16 protein-coding genes are annotated in these 19,501 nt (G+C 64.1%); 12 read left to right on the top strand and 4 right to left on the bottom strand.

Translation table 11 applies throughout. The features are described from left to right. Positions 1–251: 251 nt before the first annotated feature. From GYB81_RS05880 to GYB81_RS05905, 6 genes are all read left to right on the top strand, one after another. Positions 252–3,110 (top strand): class I adenylate cyclase, encoded by a 2,859-nt coding sequence (locus tag GYB81_RS05880; protein WP_161865660.1) that lies wholly within the window; start codon positions 252–254, stop codon positions 3,108–3,110. Between the two features lie 85 nt (positions 3,111–3,195). Then, a complete protein-coding gene (locus tag GYB81_RS05885) occupies positions 3,196–3,711 on the top strand; it encodes a sigma-70 family RNA polymerase sigma factor (RefSeq protein WP_161865659.1) in 516 nt (171 codons plus the stop codon). Positions 3,712–3,801: 90 nt separating this feature from the next. Next, positions 3,802–4,779, top strand: a complete 978-nt coding sequence (locus tag GYB81_RS05890; RefSeq protein ID WP_161865658.1) for a FecR family protein — start codon at positions 3,802–3,804, stop codon at positions 4,777–4,779. 151 nt (positions 4,780–4,930) lie between these two features. Further along, positions 4,931–7,822: a TonB-dependent receptor gene (locus tag GYB81_RS05895; protein WP_161865657.1), complete on the top strand. Its 2,892-nt coding sequence runs from the start codon at positions 4,931–4,933 to the stop codon at positions 7,820–7,822. A gap of 13 nt (positions 7,823–7,835) precedes the next feature. Continuing rightward, on the top strand, positions 7,836–10,625 hold the full coding sequence (locus GYB81_RS05900; protein ID WP_161865656.1) for a M16 family metallopeptidase: 2,790 nt from the start codon (positions 7,836–7,838) through the stop codon (positions 10,623–10,625). Then, a complete protein-coding gene (locus GYB81_RS05905) occupies positions 10,622–12,313 on the top strand; it encodes an ABC transporter ATP-binding protein/permease (RefSeq protein ID WP_161865655.1) in 1,692 nt (563 codons plus the stop codon). The genes GYB81_RS05900 and GYB81_RS05905 overlap by 4 nt, the downstream gene beginning before the upstream one ends. A gap of 66 nt (positions 12,314–12,379) precedes the next feature. Here GYB81_RS05905 and rnk read toward each other — a convergent pair whose 3' ends face one another. The 4 genes from rnk to GYB81_RS05925 all read right to left on the bottom strand — a co-directional run bounded on the left by rnk (position 12,380) and on the right by GYB81_RS05925 (position 14,532). After that, on the bottom strand, positions 12,380–12,787 hold the full coding sequence (gene rnk / locus GYB81_RS05910; RefSeq protein ID WP_161865654.1) for a nucleoside diphosphate kinase regulator: 408 nt from the start codon (positions 12,785–12,787) through the stop codon (positions 12,380–12,382). Positions 12,788–12,905: 118 nt separating this feature from the next. Next, complete coding sequence (locus GYB81_RS05915; protein ID WP_161865653.1) at positions 12,906–13,103, bottom strand: DUF1289 domain-containing protein; 198 nt, start codon at positions 13,101–13,103, stop codon at positions 12,906–12,908. Continuing rightward, a complete protein-coding gene (gene cyaY / locus GYB81_RS05920; protein ID WP_161865652.1) occupies positions 13,093–13,425 on the bottom strand; it encodes an iron donor protein CyaY in 333 nt (110 codons plus the stop codon). Before cyaY ends, GYB81_RS05915 begins: the two co-directional genes overlap by 11 nt. 60 nt (positions 13,426–13,485) lie before the next feature. After that, complete coding sequence (locus GYB81_RS05925) at positions 13,486–14,532, bottom strand: AraC family transcriptional regulator (protein WP_161865651.1); 1,047 nt, start codon at positions 14,530–14,532, stop codon at positions 13,486–13,488. 180 nt (positions 14,533–14,712) lie between these two features. On the opposite strand from GYB81_RS05925, the gene lptM reads away from it, so the two are divergent. The 6 genes from lptM (at position 14,713) to GYB81_RS05955 (ending at position 19,365) form a co-directional block, all read left to right on the top strand. Next, positions 14,713–14,838 (top strand): LPS translocon maturation chaperone LptM, encoded by a 126-nt coding sequence (gene lptM / locus GYB81_RS05930; RefSeq protein ID WP_017361215.1) that lies wholly within the window; start codon positions 14,713–14,715, stop codon positions 14,836–14,838. A 12-nt stretch (positions 14,839–14,850) separates the two neighbouring features. Next, positions 14,851–16,098 carry a diaminopimelate decarboxylase gene (gene lysA, locus GYB81_RS05935; RefSeq protein ID WP_161865650.1) on the top strand — a complete coding sequence of 416 codons (1,248 nt, stop codon included), beginning with the start codon at positions 14,851–14,853 and terminating at the stop codon, positions 16,096–16,098. Between the two features lie 10 nt (positions 16,099–16,108). Then, positions 16,109–16,939: a diaminopimelate epimerase gene (dapF, locus tag GYB81_RS05940; RefSeq protein WP_161865649.1), complete on the top strand. Its 831-nt coding sequence runs from the start codon at positions 16,109–16,111 to the stop codon at positions 16,937–16,939. Further along, entirely contained in the window at positions 16,936–17,634 is a 699-nt protein-coding gene (locus GYB81_RS05945) for a DUF484 family protein (RefSeq protein WP_161865648.1), read from the top strand. The genes dapF and GYB81_RS05945 overlap by 4 nt, the downstream gene beginning before the upstream one ends. Positions 17,635–17,770: 136 nt before the next feature. Beyond that, positions 17,771–18,667: a tyrosine recombinase XerC gene (gene xerC, locus GYB81_RS05950; RefSeq protein ID WP_161865647.1), complete on the top strand. Its 897-nt coding sequence runs from the start codon at positions 17,771–17,773 to the stop codon at positions 18,665–18,667. Further along, positions 18,664–19,365, top strand: coding sequence for an HAD family hydrolase (locus GYB81_RS05955; RefSeq protein WP_161865646.1), 702 nt, complete (start codon positions 18,664–18,666; stop codon positions 19,363–19,365). Before xerC ends, GYB81_RS05955 begins: the two co-directional genes overlap by 4 nt. The last annotated feature ends 136 nt before the right edge of the window (positions 19,366–19,501 follow it).

Here is a 19,501-nt window from a genome sequence, read left to right on the forward strand (position 1 = left end):
GGCGGCCGATACCCCTTCGATCAGCGTCGACACAGCGGGCGGGTGCGAGCGGCGCCCTGCCGAGAATCGGAACGGCGCGCACGTTAAGCGCCTTGTCCCGCGGCGGGGCTCGTGCGAAATATTGCAGCCTTAACTTATCGACATAACCGGCCGCTCTTCAGAGAGCGGCAAGGTGGGCGATATAGCGTCCAGATACTGCTCTGACGAGCACGCCGCTGATAGGCTTGCAGCACCCGCAGTAGAGTTCGAGCATGACGCGCACGCAGGAAATACGTCCCGATATCGATGACGGCATCGACCGCAAGGTGCTGGCGCAGCTGCGTGCGCGTTTTCTGCAGATCAACCAGGGCCGCCTGCAGCGGGCCATGGAGGCGCTGTCCAGCCGTCAGCAACTGGTCCTCAAGCTGTTGCCGCTGCTGTTGCACGTCAACCATCCGCTGTTGCCCGGCTACGTCTCGGCCAGCACGCCAGCCGGCCTCAGCGGGTTCGAGCCGGATGATGCCAGCCTTGCCGAAGTACAGCGCCTGACCCGCTCATTCGTCTACAAACCGCGTCGAGGCCAGGGCGCCGCGCCGCTGCATGGCCTGTTCCTGATGGGCAGCCTGGGCACCGTGGCCCAGGCCGAGCAGAGCGATATGGACCTGTGGCTGTGCCACTCGCCCAATCTGACAACGCAGGAACTGCAAGACCTGCGTAAAAAATGCGATCAGCTGGAAGGCTGGGCGGCCACCCAAGGCGCCGAAGTGCATGTGTTTCTGGTCGACCCGCAACGCTTTACCCAGGGTGCACGCGAGGCGCAGCTGACATCGGACGACTGCGGCACCACCCAGCATTATCTGCTGCTCGACGAGTTCTACCGCACCGCGATCTGGCTCGGCGGACGCACGCCAATCTGGTGGCTGGTGCCGGTTTACGAGGAGGCGCGCTATCACGACTACTGCCGTACCCTGCTGAGCAAGCGCTTCGTGCGCGCCGAAGACGTACTCGACCTCGGTCATCTGGCGCACATCCCGCCGGAAGAGTTCATCGGCGCGGGCATGTGGCAGCTGTACAAAGGCATCGAGTCGCCTTACAAATCCGCCCTCAAACTGCTGCTCACCGAGGTTTACGCCAGCGAACACCCGAAGGTCGAATGCCTGGCGCTGCGCTTCAAGCAGGCCGTATTCGAGGGCAGGCTGGACCTCGACGAACTCGACCCCTACATCGTCGTTTACCGCCGCCTGGAGGAATACCTCAGCGCACGGGGTGACCTGGAGCGGCTCGAGCTGATCCGCCGCTGCCTGTACCTGAAAGTGAACAAGAAGATCAGCCGCCCGCCGACCCGTGGACGCGCCAAGAGCTGGCAGCGCCTGCTGCTGGAACGACTGACCGGCGAGTGGGGCTGGCAGACCCGCCAGCTCAGCGTGCTCGACAGTCGCAGCCAGTGGAAGGTGCGCCAGGTCGCCGCCGAACGGCGCGTACTGGTCAATGAGCTGACCTACAGCTACCGCTTCCTATCGCAGTTCGCCCGCAGCGCCCAGGCCGGCAGCTCACTGAACAACCGCGACCTGAATGTGCTGGGCAGGCGCTTGTACGCCGCGTTCGAGCGTAAAGCCGGCAAGGTGGAGTTCATCAACCCCGGCATCGCTCCGGACCTGGCCGAAGACACCCTGACCCTGGTCAGGTACCCCAACCCGGAGGCACCCAACGAAAATCTCTGGGCGCTGTTCAACGGCAGCCTTGGCGCTCAGGAATGGGCGGACTTCGCGCCGCTGAAGCGCTCACGCGAACTGATCGAGCTGCTCGCCTGGTGCCACCGCAATGGCGTGATCGACGCCAGCACGCGCCTGTCTCTGCACCCGGGTACCAGTGACCTGACCGAGAATGAGCTGTCCAACCTGATCGGCAGTCTGCAGCAGAGCTTCCCGTTGCCCCTGCAGCCGGTGGAGGAGGCCGCCCTGCTGCGCGCCAGCATTCCCGGCCAGGTTTTGCTGCTGGTCAATGTCGGCGTCGATCCGCTCAAGCAGCACAGCCAGATGAACGTGCACATGACCACCGGGCGCACCGATGCGCTGGGGTATTCCGGAGTCCGCGAAAACCTGGTGCTGACCCTCGATCAGGTCGTGCTCAACAGCTGGAACGAATTGCAGGTCAGCCGCTATGACGGTCAGGACGCCCTGCTCGACTGCCTGCGCGATCTGCTCAACAGCCTGCCGGTGGGCGGCCCGCAGCCCAAGGTGGTAGTGCGCTGCTATTGCCGCAACCGTGCTCAACCCATTGCCGAACGGGTCGAGGAATTGCTGCGCGACCTGCTCGAAAGCTATGCAGACGGTGGCCAATCGCGCTTTCTGGTACAGGTGCGCCAGCATTACCACGTCCTGCAGCTGACGCCCGGCCAGGTCAGCCATTGCGCGTTGGGCGATCTGCCCGCCCTGCTCGACCACCTGGGCGCCGAACAGGAGTTCTACAGCCCGCTGCGCCTGGACCGTCATGCACTCGATGGCGACGACCTGGCACTGATCCTGCCCATGGGGCGTCCGCACTGCATCCAGGTTTTCTACCGCCTACACGAGAGCAGTGGCGAAGCGGAACTGACTCTGCTCGATGAACGCAACGCCCTGTGGCGCCGGCGCCTGCCATACAGCAACGAGCAGAGCCTGCTCACACCACTGCAGCGCTTCCTGCAGTCACTGCTATATCGGCGCAACGCCATCCTGCCGCTCGATGGCAGCGACAACCAGCCCGCGCTGGAAATTCTCTACTATCAGCTGCTACCGGCTGCGCCGCTGCGTGCCCAGCGCCTCGAGCGCAGGCCGGCGCCAGAGTCGCAGGTCAGCCATCCGTTCTACGATGTGCAGGCCATCGTCGAGCCCGGCGACGGCCGCCAGCGCCATGTCACGCTGTACTGCAACCATCGCGAGTTCTCCGAGCTGGAATACGGCGACTCGCTCTTCGCCAGCGTGGCTGGCCATATCCTGGCTCAGCGCCGTGCCGAAGAGCGTTACCCCTGCTACATCACCGACCTGGACCTGTCTGCCATCCAAGGCGACCGCCAACCCTCGGTGGTCAATTACCTGCGTTACAAGACAGGCCTGGAAGAAGCTCTGAATCAGGCACTGCGTATGCTCTGAACATATTATTGATAAGTATTCTCATTAATGGCATGATGCCGCCTCGCTGCACTCTCGTTGTAAGTAGCTTCCGGCAGCCCGCATCGTGTCCTTACCGCCCAGCTCTAAACTCGACCTCTACCTCGCCCACCGTAATGCGCTGGTAGACTACGCCGCTCCGATACTTGGTTGCCGCGCCCAGGCCGAAGATGTCGTCCAGGAGGCCTGGCTGCGCTTCAATGGCCGCGCGGACGAAGACGCACGAATCAACCAGCCGGTCGGTTATCTCTATCGCATCGTTCGCAACCTGGCCTTTGATCTGATCCGCCGGATATCCAGCGAGCGTCAGCAGGCCAATGGCGAACGCCTGCTGGACGAGCTCACGGACCATAATCCCGGACCGGAGCAGCAGGCTGCCAGCCACGATGAGCTGCGCATCGTCAATGCCGCCTTGGCCGAACTGCCAGAACGAGTCCGACGCGCCTTCGAAATGCACCGCCTGGAAGGCCACACCTTGCAGCACATCGCCGCGGCAATGAACATTTCCGTGGGCCTGGCGCACCAGTTGGTGCACCAGGCACTGTGTCACTGCGCCGACCGCCTGGAGCAGGCCAATGACTGATCTGAAAATCTTCGGCCTTGATCCGTCTTTCGTTCATATGGCCGCCGCTAGGCGCCCCATGCCCACTTTTCAGGACTCCCCGGAACGACCATGACCGGCAACCTCAGACACATCGCTCTGGACTGGCTGCTGCGCATTCAGCAGAGCCCCGAGGATGCCGCGTTGCGCAGCGCGCTGGCCGCCTGGCTGGCCCGCGATACCCGTCATGTCGAGGCCTACCGCAAGGCTGAACGGGTGTGGCGGCTGACCGGCATGGCCCGGTCTGCAGCCTGCGCAGACACCTTGGAGACCGCGCCGACAATCACGGCTCTGCCGGTGATGGCCGCAGCCCGCCCGTTGCGCCCACGCCGCCGTCGCTGGCCTGCGCTGGTGGCCGGTTCGCTGGCGGCCTGCCTGCTCCTGTCCGTCGCACCCAATGCCTACCTGAGCTACGAGAGCGATTACCGCACCGGCCTTGGCGAGCGGCGCAACATCGAACTGGAGGACGGTAGCCGGGTGCACCTGGACAGCCAGTCGGCGATCGCCATTGAGTTCGACGGCAATCGCCGTGAGGTTCGCCTGCTCAGCGGCCAGGCTTTCTTCGAGGTTGCGCCTGACAAGGCCCGCCCCTTCACCGTGGACGCCGCCAAGCTCGAGATCACCGTCACCGGCACGGCTTTCAACGTGGCCATCCGCCCCAGTCAGCTGGCCGTTGCCGTGCAGCATGGCTCAGTGCGGGTGACAGAAGGCAGCGACACTCTCGCCGACGCGCTGCAAGCGGGCGAGCGACTGCGCTGGCGAGCCGGCGATAAGATGATCCGCGACAGACTCCCGGTCAGCCAGATCGCCGCCTGGCAGCAAGACAAACTGGTGGTGCGCGACGCGCGAATTGCCGACGTGCTTGAAGAACTGCGCCCCCATCTGCCCGGCACGCTTATTCTGCGAGATGAAGCGCTAGGCGAGAAGCGCATTACCGGCGTCTACGACCTGGACAATCCGGACGCAGCCCTGCGCGCCGTGGTGCGGCCCTATCAGGGTCGGGTCAGCACCTGGACCGGCTGGTTGCGCATCGTCGAACGCCAGCCCTGAGCCGTTGCACGGCGGCTTTTCCCTACCTCAGAAAAATAATTTTCAGAAACCTTCTGAAAATTTCCTGGGCCGATACGTCATTGCCTCGAACTCGAATCGATACGGATTCGCATTAGCTTTCATCTGGGCCTCTGGCCCGTTCGGGGAAAACATGGACAAGCAGTTGCAGCGGCAAGGAACTCCCGCCATCCATCGTCAGAAACTGGTTCGGGCCATCAGCCTGGGCATTCTGGTCCAGTGTGGCGCCCTGCCTATGGTGACCAGCCACGCGCTGGCCAATGACAGCGTGAGCGCCCAGCTGCAGCAACAGCATGTCTTCGACCTTTCCGCCCAACCCCTGGGCGACGCGCTGATCGCCTTCGCCCAGCAAAGTGGCATTCAGATCAGTGCCGACCCTTACCTGCTCGCACGCCGGCATGGCAACCAGGTCAAAGGGCAGATGAGCGCTGAGCAGGCCCTGCAACGAATGCTTACCAGCAGCAACATCGGCTGGAGCTTTGAGCAAGGGCTGCTGAGCTTCCATCAGCTCGACAGACAAAGCGATGTGCTGGAACTGAGCAACTCGGTGGTGATGGGCAGATCGGACAGTGCCTACCAGGGCGAAGCCGTGATCGATCGCCGCGCCATCGAGAACTTCGCCGGTGCCAATGGCGACATGACCACCATGCTCAAGATGCACCCCAGCGTGCGCTTCGACACCACCCAGCAAAGCTCCAATACACCCGGCGAAATCAACCCGGCGGACATCAGCATCAACGGGGCCAAGTTCTATCAGAACAACTTCATGGTCGATGGCGTAAGCATCAACAATGACCTCGACCCAAGCGCCAGTTCGGGTTCTCGCGCCGATATCAATGGCCAGTACCAGCTCCCCAGCAATGCCTTCGGCATCGCCCTGGACGCCGACCTGCTGGAAGAGGTGCGAGTCTACGACTCCAACGTCTCGGCCAAGTACGGGCGCTTCAACGGTGGCGTCATCGACGCGATCACCCGCCGACCGACGCACGACTTCCATGGCAAGATTTCCGCGCAGATGACCAAGTCCGACTGGACCGAATACCACATCAACCATGACGAGATGAGCGAAGAGGAATTCGCCAAGTCCAGCACTTACTCCAACCAGCCGGAATTCAGGAAGCTCACCACCCGAGTTCTGCTCGAAGGCCATGTCACCGATAACTTCGGGCTGCTCGGCAGCTTCGTGCGCAAGAACTCCGAGATTCCGCTGTATACCTACGACGGAGGCTTTGAAAGCACGGGCGACCAGGTCAAGAAGGACCAGAAGCGCAACATCGACAACAAGATGATCAAGGCATTCTGGACGCCCCATGACCGGCTGGACATGACGTTGACCCTGGTCGATGCGCCGGCTGAAAACACCTTTTTCAAGAACAACCAGAAAAACTCCGGTTTTCGAATCGACCAGGGGGGCCAGACCGCTGCCCTCAAAACCGTCTGGACGGGCGACACCTTCACCTACACCCACCAGCTCGCCTACAAGATGGTGCAAAGCTCGCGCGACACTGACAGCAACGTTCACAAGCCGTGGCGCTGGTCGCAGGACAAAAACTGGGGCAACCCCGTGCGCGGTGCTGGCTCCACGAGTGTCGAAGGCGGCATGGGCGATCTCGAACAGCGGCAAACCGGCTTCGAGTACAACCTGGACATAGTGGCCAACCCGTTCAACTTCGCGGCCGCGACCCATACGCTGGGGTTTGGCCTGGAGGTGCGCAGGCAGAAGGCCTCTTATGAAGTGATGGAAGACGCCTTTGGCGCTTCGGTGCTCAGGCGCACCACGGCGACCGCCGGCACCAGTTGCGTCACCGTCAGTGGCAGGCTCGATACGGAGTACTGCTCGGTCAGTGTCGATGCCACCGGCAAGCCCGAGCGCCAGTACTTTGGCCTGCTGAACAATGTCAGAGCGGGAAAGGTGGAAGCCGAACAGATCGACTATGCGCTCTACCTGCAGGACGACATCCAGATCGGCAATCTCAAACTGCGCCCTGGCGTACGCTTCGACGCCGATAACTATATGGACAAGAAGACCGTCGCGCCGCGCTTCGCGGCCAGCTACGACTTCTTCGGCGACGAGCGCAGCGTGCTGACAGTCGGCGCCAACCGTTACTACGGGCGCAACCTGTTCAAATACCGCCTCGCCGATGGCCGTGAGTCTCTGCGCTGGCGCGCCACGCGCCCGAATTCCAATACCGACACCATCCGCGACTTCGGCCCCTGGACCAACTTTGGCGTCGATCAGAGCAGCTTCCGCAAGATCGACATTCCCTACGACGACGAATGGATGATCGGCTTCGCCCAGCAAGCGCTGGGCATGCAATTCGAACTCAAGTACGTGCACCGCGACGGCAAGGATCAGGTAGTGCGCAGCCGTGCCAGTTATCTTGGCCTGGAAGCGGGTGATGGCACAGACAGTATCGCCAACTACTACACCTACACTAACGCAGGGAAAAGCCGCAACGAGACTGTCACTCTGACCGTCAGCCCTCTGGATACTCTGCAGTTCGCCGGCACAACCACCAGCTTTATGCTGGGCATGGATTGGAGCCGTACCGAAAGCGCGCAAAGCAATTACGAAAACCTCCTCAACGAGGATCGCCTCAACGATGAGGATGTCTACTTCGACGGCAGCCTGATCCCCTATAGCGAGCTCCCCGCAAGCAACTTCAACCGCCCCTGGACGGTTCGCCTCAATACCGTTACCAGCATTCCGACCCTGAACCTGACTTGGACCAACTTCCTACGCTACCGCGGTCCTTACGACCAGATTTTCCAGGGCAATCCCTCCACCATCACGATCGACGGTGGCACGTACGAGAACTACGAAGTACGCAAAGTACCGGCCGCACCGACCTGGGATACCAGAATCAAGTGGACGCTGCCGCTTGGCGGCACCCAGTCGACCTATGTCGCCGTTGACATCACCAACGTTACCGACAAGGTCAATACGATCGCCAGCGACATCACCGGCACCATCAGCTACGAGACTGGTCGCCAATACTGGCTCGAAGTCGGCTATCAATTCTAGGAAGGCGCGCTCCATGTACTCCGTGAAACTCCTCCTCACGGCACTGGCAGCGCTGCTGCTCGGTGCCTGTACTTCTGTGCCCGGTGGCGATACGCCGCTGCAGTGGTACCCCATCGTTACGCGCGGCGAGTTACCCAACGGCCTTAGCTACAACCTGATTCGCGTCACAGAGCAGAAGGGTCGTCTGGATCTGCGCCTCACCGTGCATGCCGGCTCCGTGGACGAGGGTGACGATCAGGTCGGCGTCGCCCATCTGCTCGAACACCTGGTCTTCTACAGCCACGGCGGTGAAACACTCGATATACGCCAGTGCCTGCAAAAGGCCGGCTGGCAGCAGGGTCGGCATTTCAACGCTGTGACCAACTATGAGCGCACCCAATACCTGCTCAGTCCGCCCGACGGCATCCAGAGCAGCGAGCTGGCGCTACGGACCCTGGCGACCCTGGTCTTCGCTGCCGATTTCACGGCAACCGATCTACAGCGTGAACGCCCCATCGTCATCGAGGAATGGCGCGGCGGCTTGGGCGTGGCGCAGCGCATGAACGCGCAGCGCACTGCAGCGCAGCGCACCGGCTCACGCTATCCCGCGCATCGCACAATCGGTAACAGAAAGGCCATCGAACAGGCGCAACTGAGTGCACTGCAGGCCTTTCAACAACGCTGGTACCTGCCCAACAACATGGTGCTCAACGTCGTCGGCGACTTCGAGCCGCAGCAGATGATCGAGCAGATCGAGCATGCGTTTGCCCGGCCCGAACGCGGCGAAGTGCCTGGTCGCGAATACCTGGAGCTGCCGCTGGACGACACACTCAAGGTCTTTCGCGTGCAGGACAGCCAGAGCGGCAGCAACCAGGTGGCCCTGCTGTTTCGCTTCCGTCAACTGGACAAACGCCAGCAGACCCTGACGGCCAGCCGTGAACGGCTGATCGACCGCCTGGCCCTCAGCGTGCTGTCGCGGCAATTGCGCCGCCAGCCGCTGGACGAGACTGCCACCGGCAGTCTCACCGCCGTGAAGACCCAGATTGGACGGCGTACCGGCGTGCTGGCCGTGGCTGCCTCGGTCAAGGGCCAGCATCACCCGCAAGCGTTGGAAACCCTACTGCGTGAACTGCAGCGGATCAACCGTCATCCCCTGCATGAGCAAGACGTACAGGCCGCGAAGGAAGGCATCCGCCAGATCGCCGAACGCATGTTGAATGATCCCACCCCGCGCGATTTCGATGGCTGGGTACGCCAACTCAACGATGCAACCATTGCCGAGCGGGTGTTGCAGGACCCCGCGGTGATTGCCGGTAATGCCCTGGCCATCTTGGACAGCATCAGTGCGAACGATCTGCAACGGCGCATCCGCAGCTGGCTGGCCAGCCCGGACCGGGTGTTGCAGCTCAGTGCACCTGGCGGTACGCAGCTGAACCTGCCCACCGCCGATACCGTGCTGCGGCAATGGCAGGCCATGGCGAGCGCGGAGCTGGCTGCACCGCTGCCGCCTGTCGCTCAGACCGAAGTGGAAATTCCGCGGCTGTCCAGCGATCTGCCAGCCGGCCGCGTGCTACACCGGCGCAGCTTCGCCACCGAGCAGGTGGAGCACTGGCAATTGAGCAACGGTGACCGACTGGTGTGGCTGCGCCGCCCAGGCGCCGATGGCAAGGCACAACTGCGGGTCGACTCCACTGCCGGCTTTCAGCATCAGGGCGCAGTGCCCTGGCGCGCGCAGATCGCCAACCAGCTGGCATTGCAGACCCCGCCTAACAACTGGAGCGACGAACAGTTCAGCGCCTGGCAAAAACGCGAGGGCGTGCAATTGTCCTTCAAACAAGGCGTCAGCCGCCTGGAGGCCCAGGGCAGCGCCATGCCGCAACATCTGGCCAGCCTGCTGGCGCTCTACCAGGCCCGGCAAACCCGCATATCTCTGAATGAACAGGCCTACCGCGACAGCATCGAGCAACTGCACAGTCAGCTCCGGCGCCAGCGCGACCACGTGCGCAGTGAACAGGACGCCGCCTGGCGACGCCTCAAGCAGGGCCGGGACGACTGGCAGACACCGACCGCCGAAGCATTGGCCGACCTGCGCCTGCCCGATCTCGAAGCGGACTGGCGCCGTCAGGCCGCTGCCCCGGTCACCTATTACCTGATGGCCGATCTGCCCGCCGAACAGCTGCGCCCGCTGATAAGCCGCTACCTGGCCTCCATCCCCCGTGACGAACCGCTACACCCGGCCAGCCTGCCACGGCAGCCGGGGCGCCGCCAGGTGTCTCTGGCCATCGCCATCGAACCGCGTGCCAGCCTCTACGCCAGCAGCTTTCAGCCGCATGCCTGGAGCCCGGCCGATGCCGCGCGCGTCGCTGCCCTGCGTGACATCGCCAACGCCGAGCTGAAGCAGCGCCTGCGCAGCGATGCCACCGGTGTTTACCGCTTGCGCTTTGACAGCGAGCTGAGCGCCGAGTATCAACGCATCGACAGCCAACTGCATTTCAGCAGCTCACCACAGAGGGCCGACGAGCTCTGGCAACTGGCTCGGGAAACTCTGGCGATGCTGCCGGAGGCGGTGACCGAGCAGCGCGTCGCAGGTCTGCGCAACGACCTGGCTCGCAAGGAAACCGAGCGTCGCCGCGACCCTGCCACCCAGCTACACCGCCTGATTCTCAGCGAGCGCGCCTGGGGTGACCCGCGCTACCTAAGCGAACAGAGCGAGCTGCCAAAGGCCCTGGAAACAGCCGAGATGAAGCGTCTGGCCCGGTACATCTTTCCGTCGGCCAATGAGGTACGTATGCAGGTGCTGCCCGCAGAGGATGCCGGATCGTGAACACACTGCGTATGTTCTTCAGCCTGGCAAGGCCGTTCTGGGCCAGCCGCGCCAGCTGGCCGGGCTGGGCGCTGCTGGCACTGGCACTGACGATGGGCATCGGCCTGGTGCAGATCAACGTGTACATCAGCGAATGGAGCAAGACGTTCTACGACACCCTGGCGACCTTCGACGTTAACGCGCTGCTCGGCCTGATGGGGCAGTACGCCCTCGCCATCGTTCTGCTGGTTGCCGCCATTGTCGCCAAGGACTGGTTCAACAAGGCACTGATGCTGCGCTGGCGCCGCCATCTCAATGACCACCTGTTGAGTCGCTGGCTGGCCGAGCGTCGCTACTACCGCCTGGGACTCAGTGGCGAAACCGATCATCCGGATCAGCGAATAGCCGAAGACGCCTACCTGCTCACGGAAAAGACCGTCGGCATTGTCGTCTCGCTGTTTATCAACAGCCTGCAGATCGGCGCTTTCTTCAGCATCCTCTGGCAGCTGTCCGGCACTCAGACCTTTGCCATTGGCGGCCACAGCCTGACCGTCGAGGGCTACCTGGTGTGGGCGGCAATTATCTATACCCTGGTCGCCACCGCAATGACGCACTGGCTCGGCCACCCCTTGCACGATCTGAACTATGAACGCCAGCGCAGCGAGGCTGCCTACCGCAGCGACCTGATGCGCAAGCGCGAGCATGCCGAGCAGATCGCCCTATATGGCGGCGAGGCAGCCGAGCGCAAAGGCCTGGACCTGCGTTTCGCCGCCATCGCCACGAACTGGCGCAACCTGATGCAGCGCGAGCTCAAGCTCGGAGTATTTACCGCCGGCTACAGCCGCATCAGCAATATCGTGCCGGTCTTTCTCGCCCTGCCGCTGTTTCTTGCCAAGGCCATCACCCTGGGGGGCCTGATGCAGATTCGCGGCGCGTTCAAGACCGTCCAGGAGTCGCTGAGCTGGTTCATCTTTTCCTACCGCGACCTGGCCGAATGGAGCGCCACGGTGCAGCGACTCGGCCAGTTCCAGCAAGCCATGGAACGCTTGCAGCCTGTCGAGCTCAGCCATGGTGAAACTCTCAGCACCTGCGGGTTGGACGTGCTGCGCCCCAACGGTGAGCCGCTGCTGTGCGGCCTGGCGCTGCAGGCTCGGCCTGGCGAATGGCTGCGCCTGGCCGGTGCCAGCGGCCAGGGCAAGACCACCCTGCTGCGTACCCTGATGGGACTCTGGCCGCACCATCGCGGCAGCTGGCAACTGCCCGGCGGGCGCAGCCTGCTGCTGCCGCAGAAGCCTTACCTGGCCAGCGGCCGGTTGGACGAAGCCCTGGCCTACCCCACGACGCAAACGCCGAACACATTGGAGCTTATTGCCGCGCTGCAGGATGTCGGTCTGAATCATCTGGCTGAAGCGCTTGAGCGCGAAGCCGAATGGGGCCGGGAACTCTCCGGTGGGGAACAGCAGCGCCTGGCTCTGGCGCGTGCCCTGCTCTATCGACCCGATACGCTGTACCTCGACGAGGCCACCAACCAGCTCGACGAGCAGGCCGCCTGCCAGCTCCTCGAAAGGCTGCGCGAACGCCTGCCGAACTGCACGCTGATCGCGGTCAGCCACCAACCTGCTGTGCAACGGATGTTCGCACGCAGCATCGACCTGCAAGCATGCGGGGCGGCGTGCAAAACCGTCCAAGAGGAATTGTTGCCGGCTTGACCCACCGGCGGGAAGCCCCGCTTGCGCCGCTCATGTGGCCATCGCGCTGCGCGGCCACACAGATGCTCAGCGGTCGTACTCGCCCGCAGCTTCCGGCTGGTATTCGACTTCGAGCAGGGTCAACTTGAGCTGCTTGCCGCCAGGCGCCGGCCAGTCGATGTGCTGGCCGACGGACAGGCCAAGCAGGGCACAGCCGACCGGTGCGAGGATGCTGACTTTGCCATCGCCGCCTGCGTCCTGCGGGTAGACCAGGGTCAGGTGGTAATCCTTGCCGCTGCTCTCTTCGCGGCAGTGCACGCGCGAATTCATGGTCACCACTCCTGCCGGCACCTCGTCGTGCCCCACCACTTCGGCACGATCCAGCTCGGCCTGCAGCGCCTCGGCGCCAGGCCCGAACTCGTCCAGGCTGTCGAGCAGGCGCTCCAGACGCTGCAGATCGAGACGGGTAATGGTGATGGTGGGTGCGCTGTTCATGATGCCGGGCGGTCTCCTCGCGTAAGCCATAAAAAAGCAAAACCCCGCCCGAAGGCAGGGTTCGACTGAATGTCTTACCGACCCTAACACAGCCGGATAAATAAACAAGACTGGTGGGTCAATGGCCTTGCTGGCGCTGTTGCAAACGCTGTTGCGCGGCCAGGCAGATCGAGCGGCGCCGCGCGTTATCGGCTGCGCCCCAATCGAGAATTTCCTGCAGGGTGCGGCCGCAGCCCAGGCACTGGTCGCGCTCGTCCAGGCAGCACTGGCGCCGGCACGGCGAGGCCAGCGGCGCCTCGCTCGGCTCAGAGCTCATCGAACTCCAGCTCGGCACCGCACTGCTCGAGGGTGATGCGCACCAGCATCTCGCCCAGTTGCTCGTCACTGGTATCACAGATCCAGCGCCCTTCGTCTTCATCGTAGTCGAAGTGGAAGCCGCCGGAACGTGCCGCCAGCCACAGCTGACGAATCGGCTCCTGACGACTGAAGATCAGTTGGCTGCCGTTGTCGAAACGCACCGTCAGCACACCGGCGCTGTTCTCCAGGTCGACGTCCAGACCGCTGTCGTCGAAGATGTCCTCCACCGCCTGCTGGGTGGCATCGACCAGGTCGTGAAAGCGGGCTTCGCTCAGGCTCATCGGGGTGTCCTCACTAGGTGCAGCGACTGCATGGAAATTAGCGGTAGATGCCAGACCAGGTTAGCCGGCCTGGGCACAAAGGTGGCGACGGTACTCGCCCGGACTCGTTCCCGTCCAGCGACGAAATGCACGCGCCAGCGAGCCAGGTTCGCTGAAGCCGACCAGAAAGGCGATATCCGCCAGTTCCAGTGCAGGGTCGCGCAGGTAATGCAGCACCAGCTGCTGGCGCGTCTCGTCGACCAGCTGACTGAACGACAGCCCACCCTCACGCAGACGTCGTTGCAAGGTCCGCGGGCTCAGCGCCAGGGCGGCTGCGATGGCTTCCAGGTCCGGCCCCTGCTCCGGCAACTGGCGCGCCAGTTCCAGGCGCGCGCGGTCGAGCACGCTGTTGCCCCGGTTGAGCTCGGCCAGCAGGCGATCGGCGTAGTCATCGAGCATACCGCGCACCTGCGCATCGGCCTGGTTCAGCGGCGCCGCCAGCAACCGCCTGGGAAAGACCAGGGCATTGTCAGGTTGATCGAACAGTACCGGGCAACGAAAGATACGCGCATGCTCCGACGTATCGGCCGGCGCCGGATGGCTGAAACGCACCTCGGTCGGCGCGATGTCCAGGCCACTGATCCAGCGCCCGAAGCTCACCCAGCCGGCCAGGGTTTCCTCGCTCAGCTGGCGCTGCTGCTGCGCCAGCAAGGGCTGCCAGCTATGGGCAACCAGCGGCTCGCTGCCCGGTCGGGCGGGTTCGTCATCGAGCACTACCAGGCCCAGGTTACCAACCAGCGAAGCGTAGCGCGCCTGGCGGTGCAGCGCGTCAGCCAGGGTGGCGCAACTCATGATCAGGTAGCCGAGCACGCCGTAATAGCCCGGCCGCACCGACTCTCCAAGGTGCAGGCCCAGGTACTGATCGCCGGTCAGGCGCACGCCCTCGCCCAATAATGTCAGATAGGCACTGGCAGCGATGCGCTGATCACGCTGACTCAGTACTTCAGGGCTCAGTTGGGCATGGGCGAGCAGCACCTCGGGGGCTACCCCGTGGCGCTGCAGGTGTTCGACCAGCCCCTGCAGGTAGGCCACCGAGACCGAGCCGGCCAGAATCGCGGGATTGTCCATCGAGGCTCCTCGTTACTCGCCGCATGCTAACCCAAGCCGGCACGAATGCCTTCGGCGTGCACGCCAGACAGGGATGCCAATCGAGCCGGCGCCCCGCCAGGCGGGCGCCGGGCGCATAGGCAAGGTGGCAGGGGGTCGGTATACTCCGGCGCAATTCACGCTTATTTCAAGGACTGCCCCATGAAGCGACTGACCCTCGCGCTCCTCGCCGCCGTTTGCCTGTTGGCCGGCTGCGGTCAGAAAGGCCCGCTGTACCTGCCGGGCGACGACAACGCCGGCAACAGCCGAGACCGTTTCGAACTCTGACAGGAGCTGCCCATGGAAGCCTTCAACTACCGCGACGGCGAGCTGTTCGCGGAAGGCGTTGCCTTGTCCGCGCTGGCCCAGCGCTTCGGCACGCCCACCTATGTCTATTCCCGTGCCCATATCGAAGGGCAGTACCGCGCCTATGCCGATGCCCTGGACGGCATGCCGCACCTGGTCTGCTTCGCGGTCAAGGCCAACTCCAACATCGGCGTGCTGAACGTGCTGGCGCGTCTAGGCGCCGGCTTCGACATCGTTTCCAGCGGTGAGCTGGAGCGCGTGCTGGCCGCCGGTGGCGAGCCGAGCCGTATCGTCTTCTCCGGTGTCGGCAAGAGCCGCGACGACATGCGCCGCGCCCTGGAAGTCGGCGTGCACTGCTTCAACGTCGAGTCCAGCGTCGAGCTGGAGCGCCTGCAGAAGGTCGCCGCCGAACTGGGCGTCAAGGCGCCGGTGTCACTGCGGGTCAACCCGGACGTGGACGCCGGCACTCACCCGTACATTTCCACCGGCCTCAAGGAAAACAAGTTCGGCATCGACATCGAGCAGGCCGAGGCGGTCTACGCCCGCGCCGCCGAGCTGCCGAACCTGGAAGTGATCGGCGTCGACTGCCATATCGGCTCGCAGCTGACCACCCTCGAACCCTTCCTCGATGCGCTGGATCGTCTGCTGCTGCTGGTCGACAAGCTGGCCGCGCGCGGCATCACCATCAGGCATCTGGACCTGGGCGGCGGCCTCGGTGTGCAGTACCGCGACGAGCAGCCACCACTGGCTGGTGACTACATCGCCGCCGTGCGCAAGCGCCTGGCAGGCCGCGACCTGTCGCTGGTATTCGAGCCGGGCCGCTTCATCGTGGCCAACGCCGGCGTGCTGCTGACCCAGGTGGAATACCTCAAGCACACCGAGCACAAGGATTTCGCCATCGTCGATGCGGCGATGAATGACCTGATCCGCCCGGCCCTGTACCAGGCCTGGATGGACGTGTCGCCGGTGCAGCCGCGTGAAGGCGAGGCGCGCCACTACGACCTGGTCGGGCCGATCTGCGAGACCGGCGACTTCCTGGCCAAGGATCGTCAGCTGGTGCTCGAAGAAGGCGACCTGTTGGCGGTGCGTTCGGCCGGCGCCTATGGCTTCGTCATGAGCTCCAACTACAACACCCGCGGCCGTGCGGCCGAGGTGCTGGTGGACGGCGAACAGGCCTATGAAGTGCGCCGTCGCGAGACTGTCCAAGAGCTCTACGCCGGCGAAAGCCTGCTGCCGGCCTGAGGGCAACGCCATGCTATTGCGCTTTACCAAGATGCACGGCCTGGGCAATGACTTCATGGTCCTCGACCTGATCAGTCAGCATGCCCACGTGCAACCCAAGCACGCCAAGCAGTGGGGCGACCGCCATACTGGCGTCGGTTTCGATCAGCTGCTGATCGTCGAGCCGCCGAGCCACCCGGATGTCGACTTTCGCTACCGCATCTTCAACGCCGACGGCTCGGAAGTGGAACAGTGCGGCAACGGTGCACGCTGCTTCGCCCGCTTCGTGCTGGACAAGCGCCTGACCACCAAGAAGGTCATCCGCGTCGAGACCAAGAGCGGCGTGATCGAGCTGCGCGTGCAGAACGACGGCCAGGTCTGCGTCAACATGGGCGCACCGCGTCTGCAGCCGGAACAGGTGCCGTTCCAGGCCGAACAGGCCGCACTCAGCTATCGCGTCGAGGTCGACGGCCAGAGCGTCGAACTGGCCGCGCTATCGATGGGCAACCCGCACGCCGTGCTGCGCGTCGACAGCGTCGACAGCGCGCCGGTGCATGCGCTCGGACCGAAACTGGAGCATCACCCGCGCTTTCCGCAGCGGGTCAACGTCGGTTTCCTCCAGGTGCTCGACCGCAAGCATGCGCGCCTGCGCGTCTGGGAACGTGGCGCCGGGGAAACCCAGGCTTGCGGCACAGGCGCCTGCGCCGCAGCGGTCGCGGCGATTCGCCAGGGCTGGATGGATTCGCCCGTGCAACTGGAACTGCCGGGCGGCAAACTGTCCATCGAATGGGCAGGCGAAGGTGAGCCGGTTATGATGACCGGGCCCGCTGCCCGCGTATACGAAGGACAGGTTCGCCTATGACCGACCAGCAGGATTCGCCCAAACCGCTCGATTCGGAAACGGTCGCAGCCTATCTGCGCCTGCATCCGGAGTTCTTCATCGACCATGAAGAACTGATCCCCGAACTGCGCATTCCGCACCAGCCCGGCAACGCCGTGTCGCTGGTCGAACGCCAGGTCAAGCTGCTGCGCGAGCGCAACATCGAGATGCGCCACCGCCTCGGCCAGTTGATGGACGTGGCCCGCGACAATGACCGCCTGTTCGACAAGACCCGCCGCCTGGTGCTCGATCTGCTCGATGCCGGCAGCCTCGAGGAAGTGGTCGGCGTGGTCGAAGACAGCCTGCGCCACGAGTTCCAGGTGCCCTTCGTGGGTCTGATCCTGTTCAGCGACAACAAGCTGCCGGTCGGCCGCTCGGTCAGCTCGGCCGAGGCGCATCAACAGGTCGGCGGCCTGCTCAGCGGTGGCAAGACCATCTGCGGCGTGCTGCGCCCGCATGAGCTGGAGTTCCTGTTCGGCAAGGACGACGCGGCGCAAGTCGGTTCCGCCGCCGTGGTCAGCCTCAACCATCAGGGGCTGCATGGCATTCTCGCCATCGGTAGCGCCGATCCGCAGCATTACAAGAGCTCGCTCGGTACGCTGTTCCTCGGCTATATCGCCGAAGTCCTGGCACGCGTGCTGCCCGGCTTCGCCACACCGCTGCGCTCGGTACGCTGACGCAGCGCTTGCCCCACCGAACCCGGGCTCATGGGCCGGCCGACCTTGTAGGAGCGAATTCATTCGCGATAGGGTGGACGCCGAGCCAGCCATGATCGCGAATGAATTCGCTCCTACATGACCTCTGGGAGCATCGATGCACGATCGACTCGACGCCTACCTCGAACACCTGCGCCGCGAGCGCCAGGTGTCGGTGCATACCCTCGACGGCTATCGCCGTGACCTCGGCAAGCTGCAGGCATTCTGCGAAGCCGAAGGCCTGAACGACTGGGCCGAGCTGGACACGCGCAACCTGCGCCGCCTGGTCGCCCGCCTGCATCAGCAGGGCCTGTCCAGCCGTAGCCTGGCGCGGCTGCTCTCGGCCACCCGCGGCCTCTATCAGTATCTGTTGCGTGAAGGTCTGTGCCGCCACGACCCGGCCACCGGCCTCAGTCCACCGAAACGCGAACGCCGCCTGCCGCGCACGCTGGACGCCGACCGCAGCGCACAACTGCTCGACGGCGCGGTGGAGGACGACTTCATCGCCCGCCGCGACCAGGCCATGCTCGAGCTGTTCTATTCCTCGGGGCTGCGCCTGTCGGAGCTGGTCGGCCTCGATCTCGATGGCCTCGACCTGCCCGCCGGCCTGGTGCGCGTACGCGGCAAGGGCAACAAGGTGCGCGAGTTGCCGGTCGGCAGCATGGCACGCCAGGCGCTGGAGCAATGGCTACCCCTGCGCAAGCTGGCAGGCCCCAGCGACGGCGCGGTGTTCATCAGCCAGCAGGGCCGCCGCCTCGGGCCGCGCGCGGTGCAGCTACGCGTGCGCCAGGCCGGCGTGCGCGAGCTGGGCCAGCACCTGCATCCGCACATGCTGCGCCACAGCTTCGCCAGTCATATGCTGGAGTCCTCGCAGGATCTGCGCGCCGTGCAGGAGCTGCTCGGCCACGCCGACATCGCCACCACGCAGATCTATACCCACCTGGATTTCCAGCACCTGGCCAATGTCTATGACCAGGCCCACCCCAGGGCCAAACGCAAAGGCGGTTCCGAATGAGCATTGAACTGATCACCTTCGACCTCGACGACACGTTATGGGACGTCACGCCGGTCATGCAGGACGCCGAGGCGGCCCTGCGCAACTGGCTCGCCCTGCACGCGCCGCGTCTGGGCGCGGTACCGGTCGAGCACCTCTGGGCCGTGCGCAGCCGCCTGCTCGAAGCCGAACCGATGCTCAAGCATCGTCTCAGCGAGCTGCGCCGGCGCATTCTGTTTCACGCTCTGGAAGATGCCGGCTACCCGCACAGCGAAGCGCAGACGCTGGCTGAAGCCGGATTCCAGGTGTTTCTGAGCGCCCGCCACCAAGTCGAACTGTTCACCGAGGTGCACCCGACGCTGGAGGCACTGGCCGAGCGCTTCATGCTCGGCGTGATCACCAACGGCAACGCAGACGTGCGTCGCCTGGGCCTGTCGGACTATTTCCAGTTCGCCCTGTGCGCCGAGGAACTGGGCATTGGCAAGCCCGACCCGAAACCCTTCCGTGAAGCCTTGAGCCGCGCAGGCGGCATTGCCGCCGAGCGCGCCGTGCATATCGGCGATCATCCCAGCGACGATATCGGCGGCGCTCAGGCCGCCGGCATGCGGGCGATCTGGTTCAACCCGCAAGGGCGCGCCTGGCAGGGCGAAACCACGCCGGATGCGCAGATCGCCAGCCTGGCCGAACTGCCGGCATTGCTGGGTAGCTGGACGCGCTGACTGGCTGAGTGGTCCTTAACGCCTGAGGACAAGCCGCGCCACGGCGTTGATACTCGAGACACAACCGCTGCTCAGTGATCAGGTAGCCGGCATATTTGCGTGGTTTTCGGCCCTCTCCCCCAGCCCCTCTCCCATA

Source organism: Pseudomonas yangonensis (assembly GCF_009932725.1).
Classification (GTDB): domain Bacteria; phylum Pseudomonadota; class Gammaproteobacteria; order Pseudomonadales; family Pseudomonadaceae; genus Aquipseudomonas; species Aquipseudomonas yangonensis.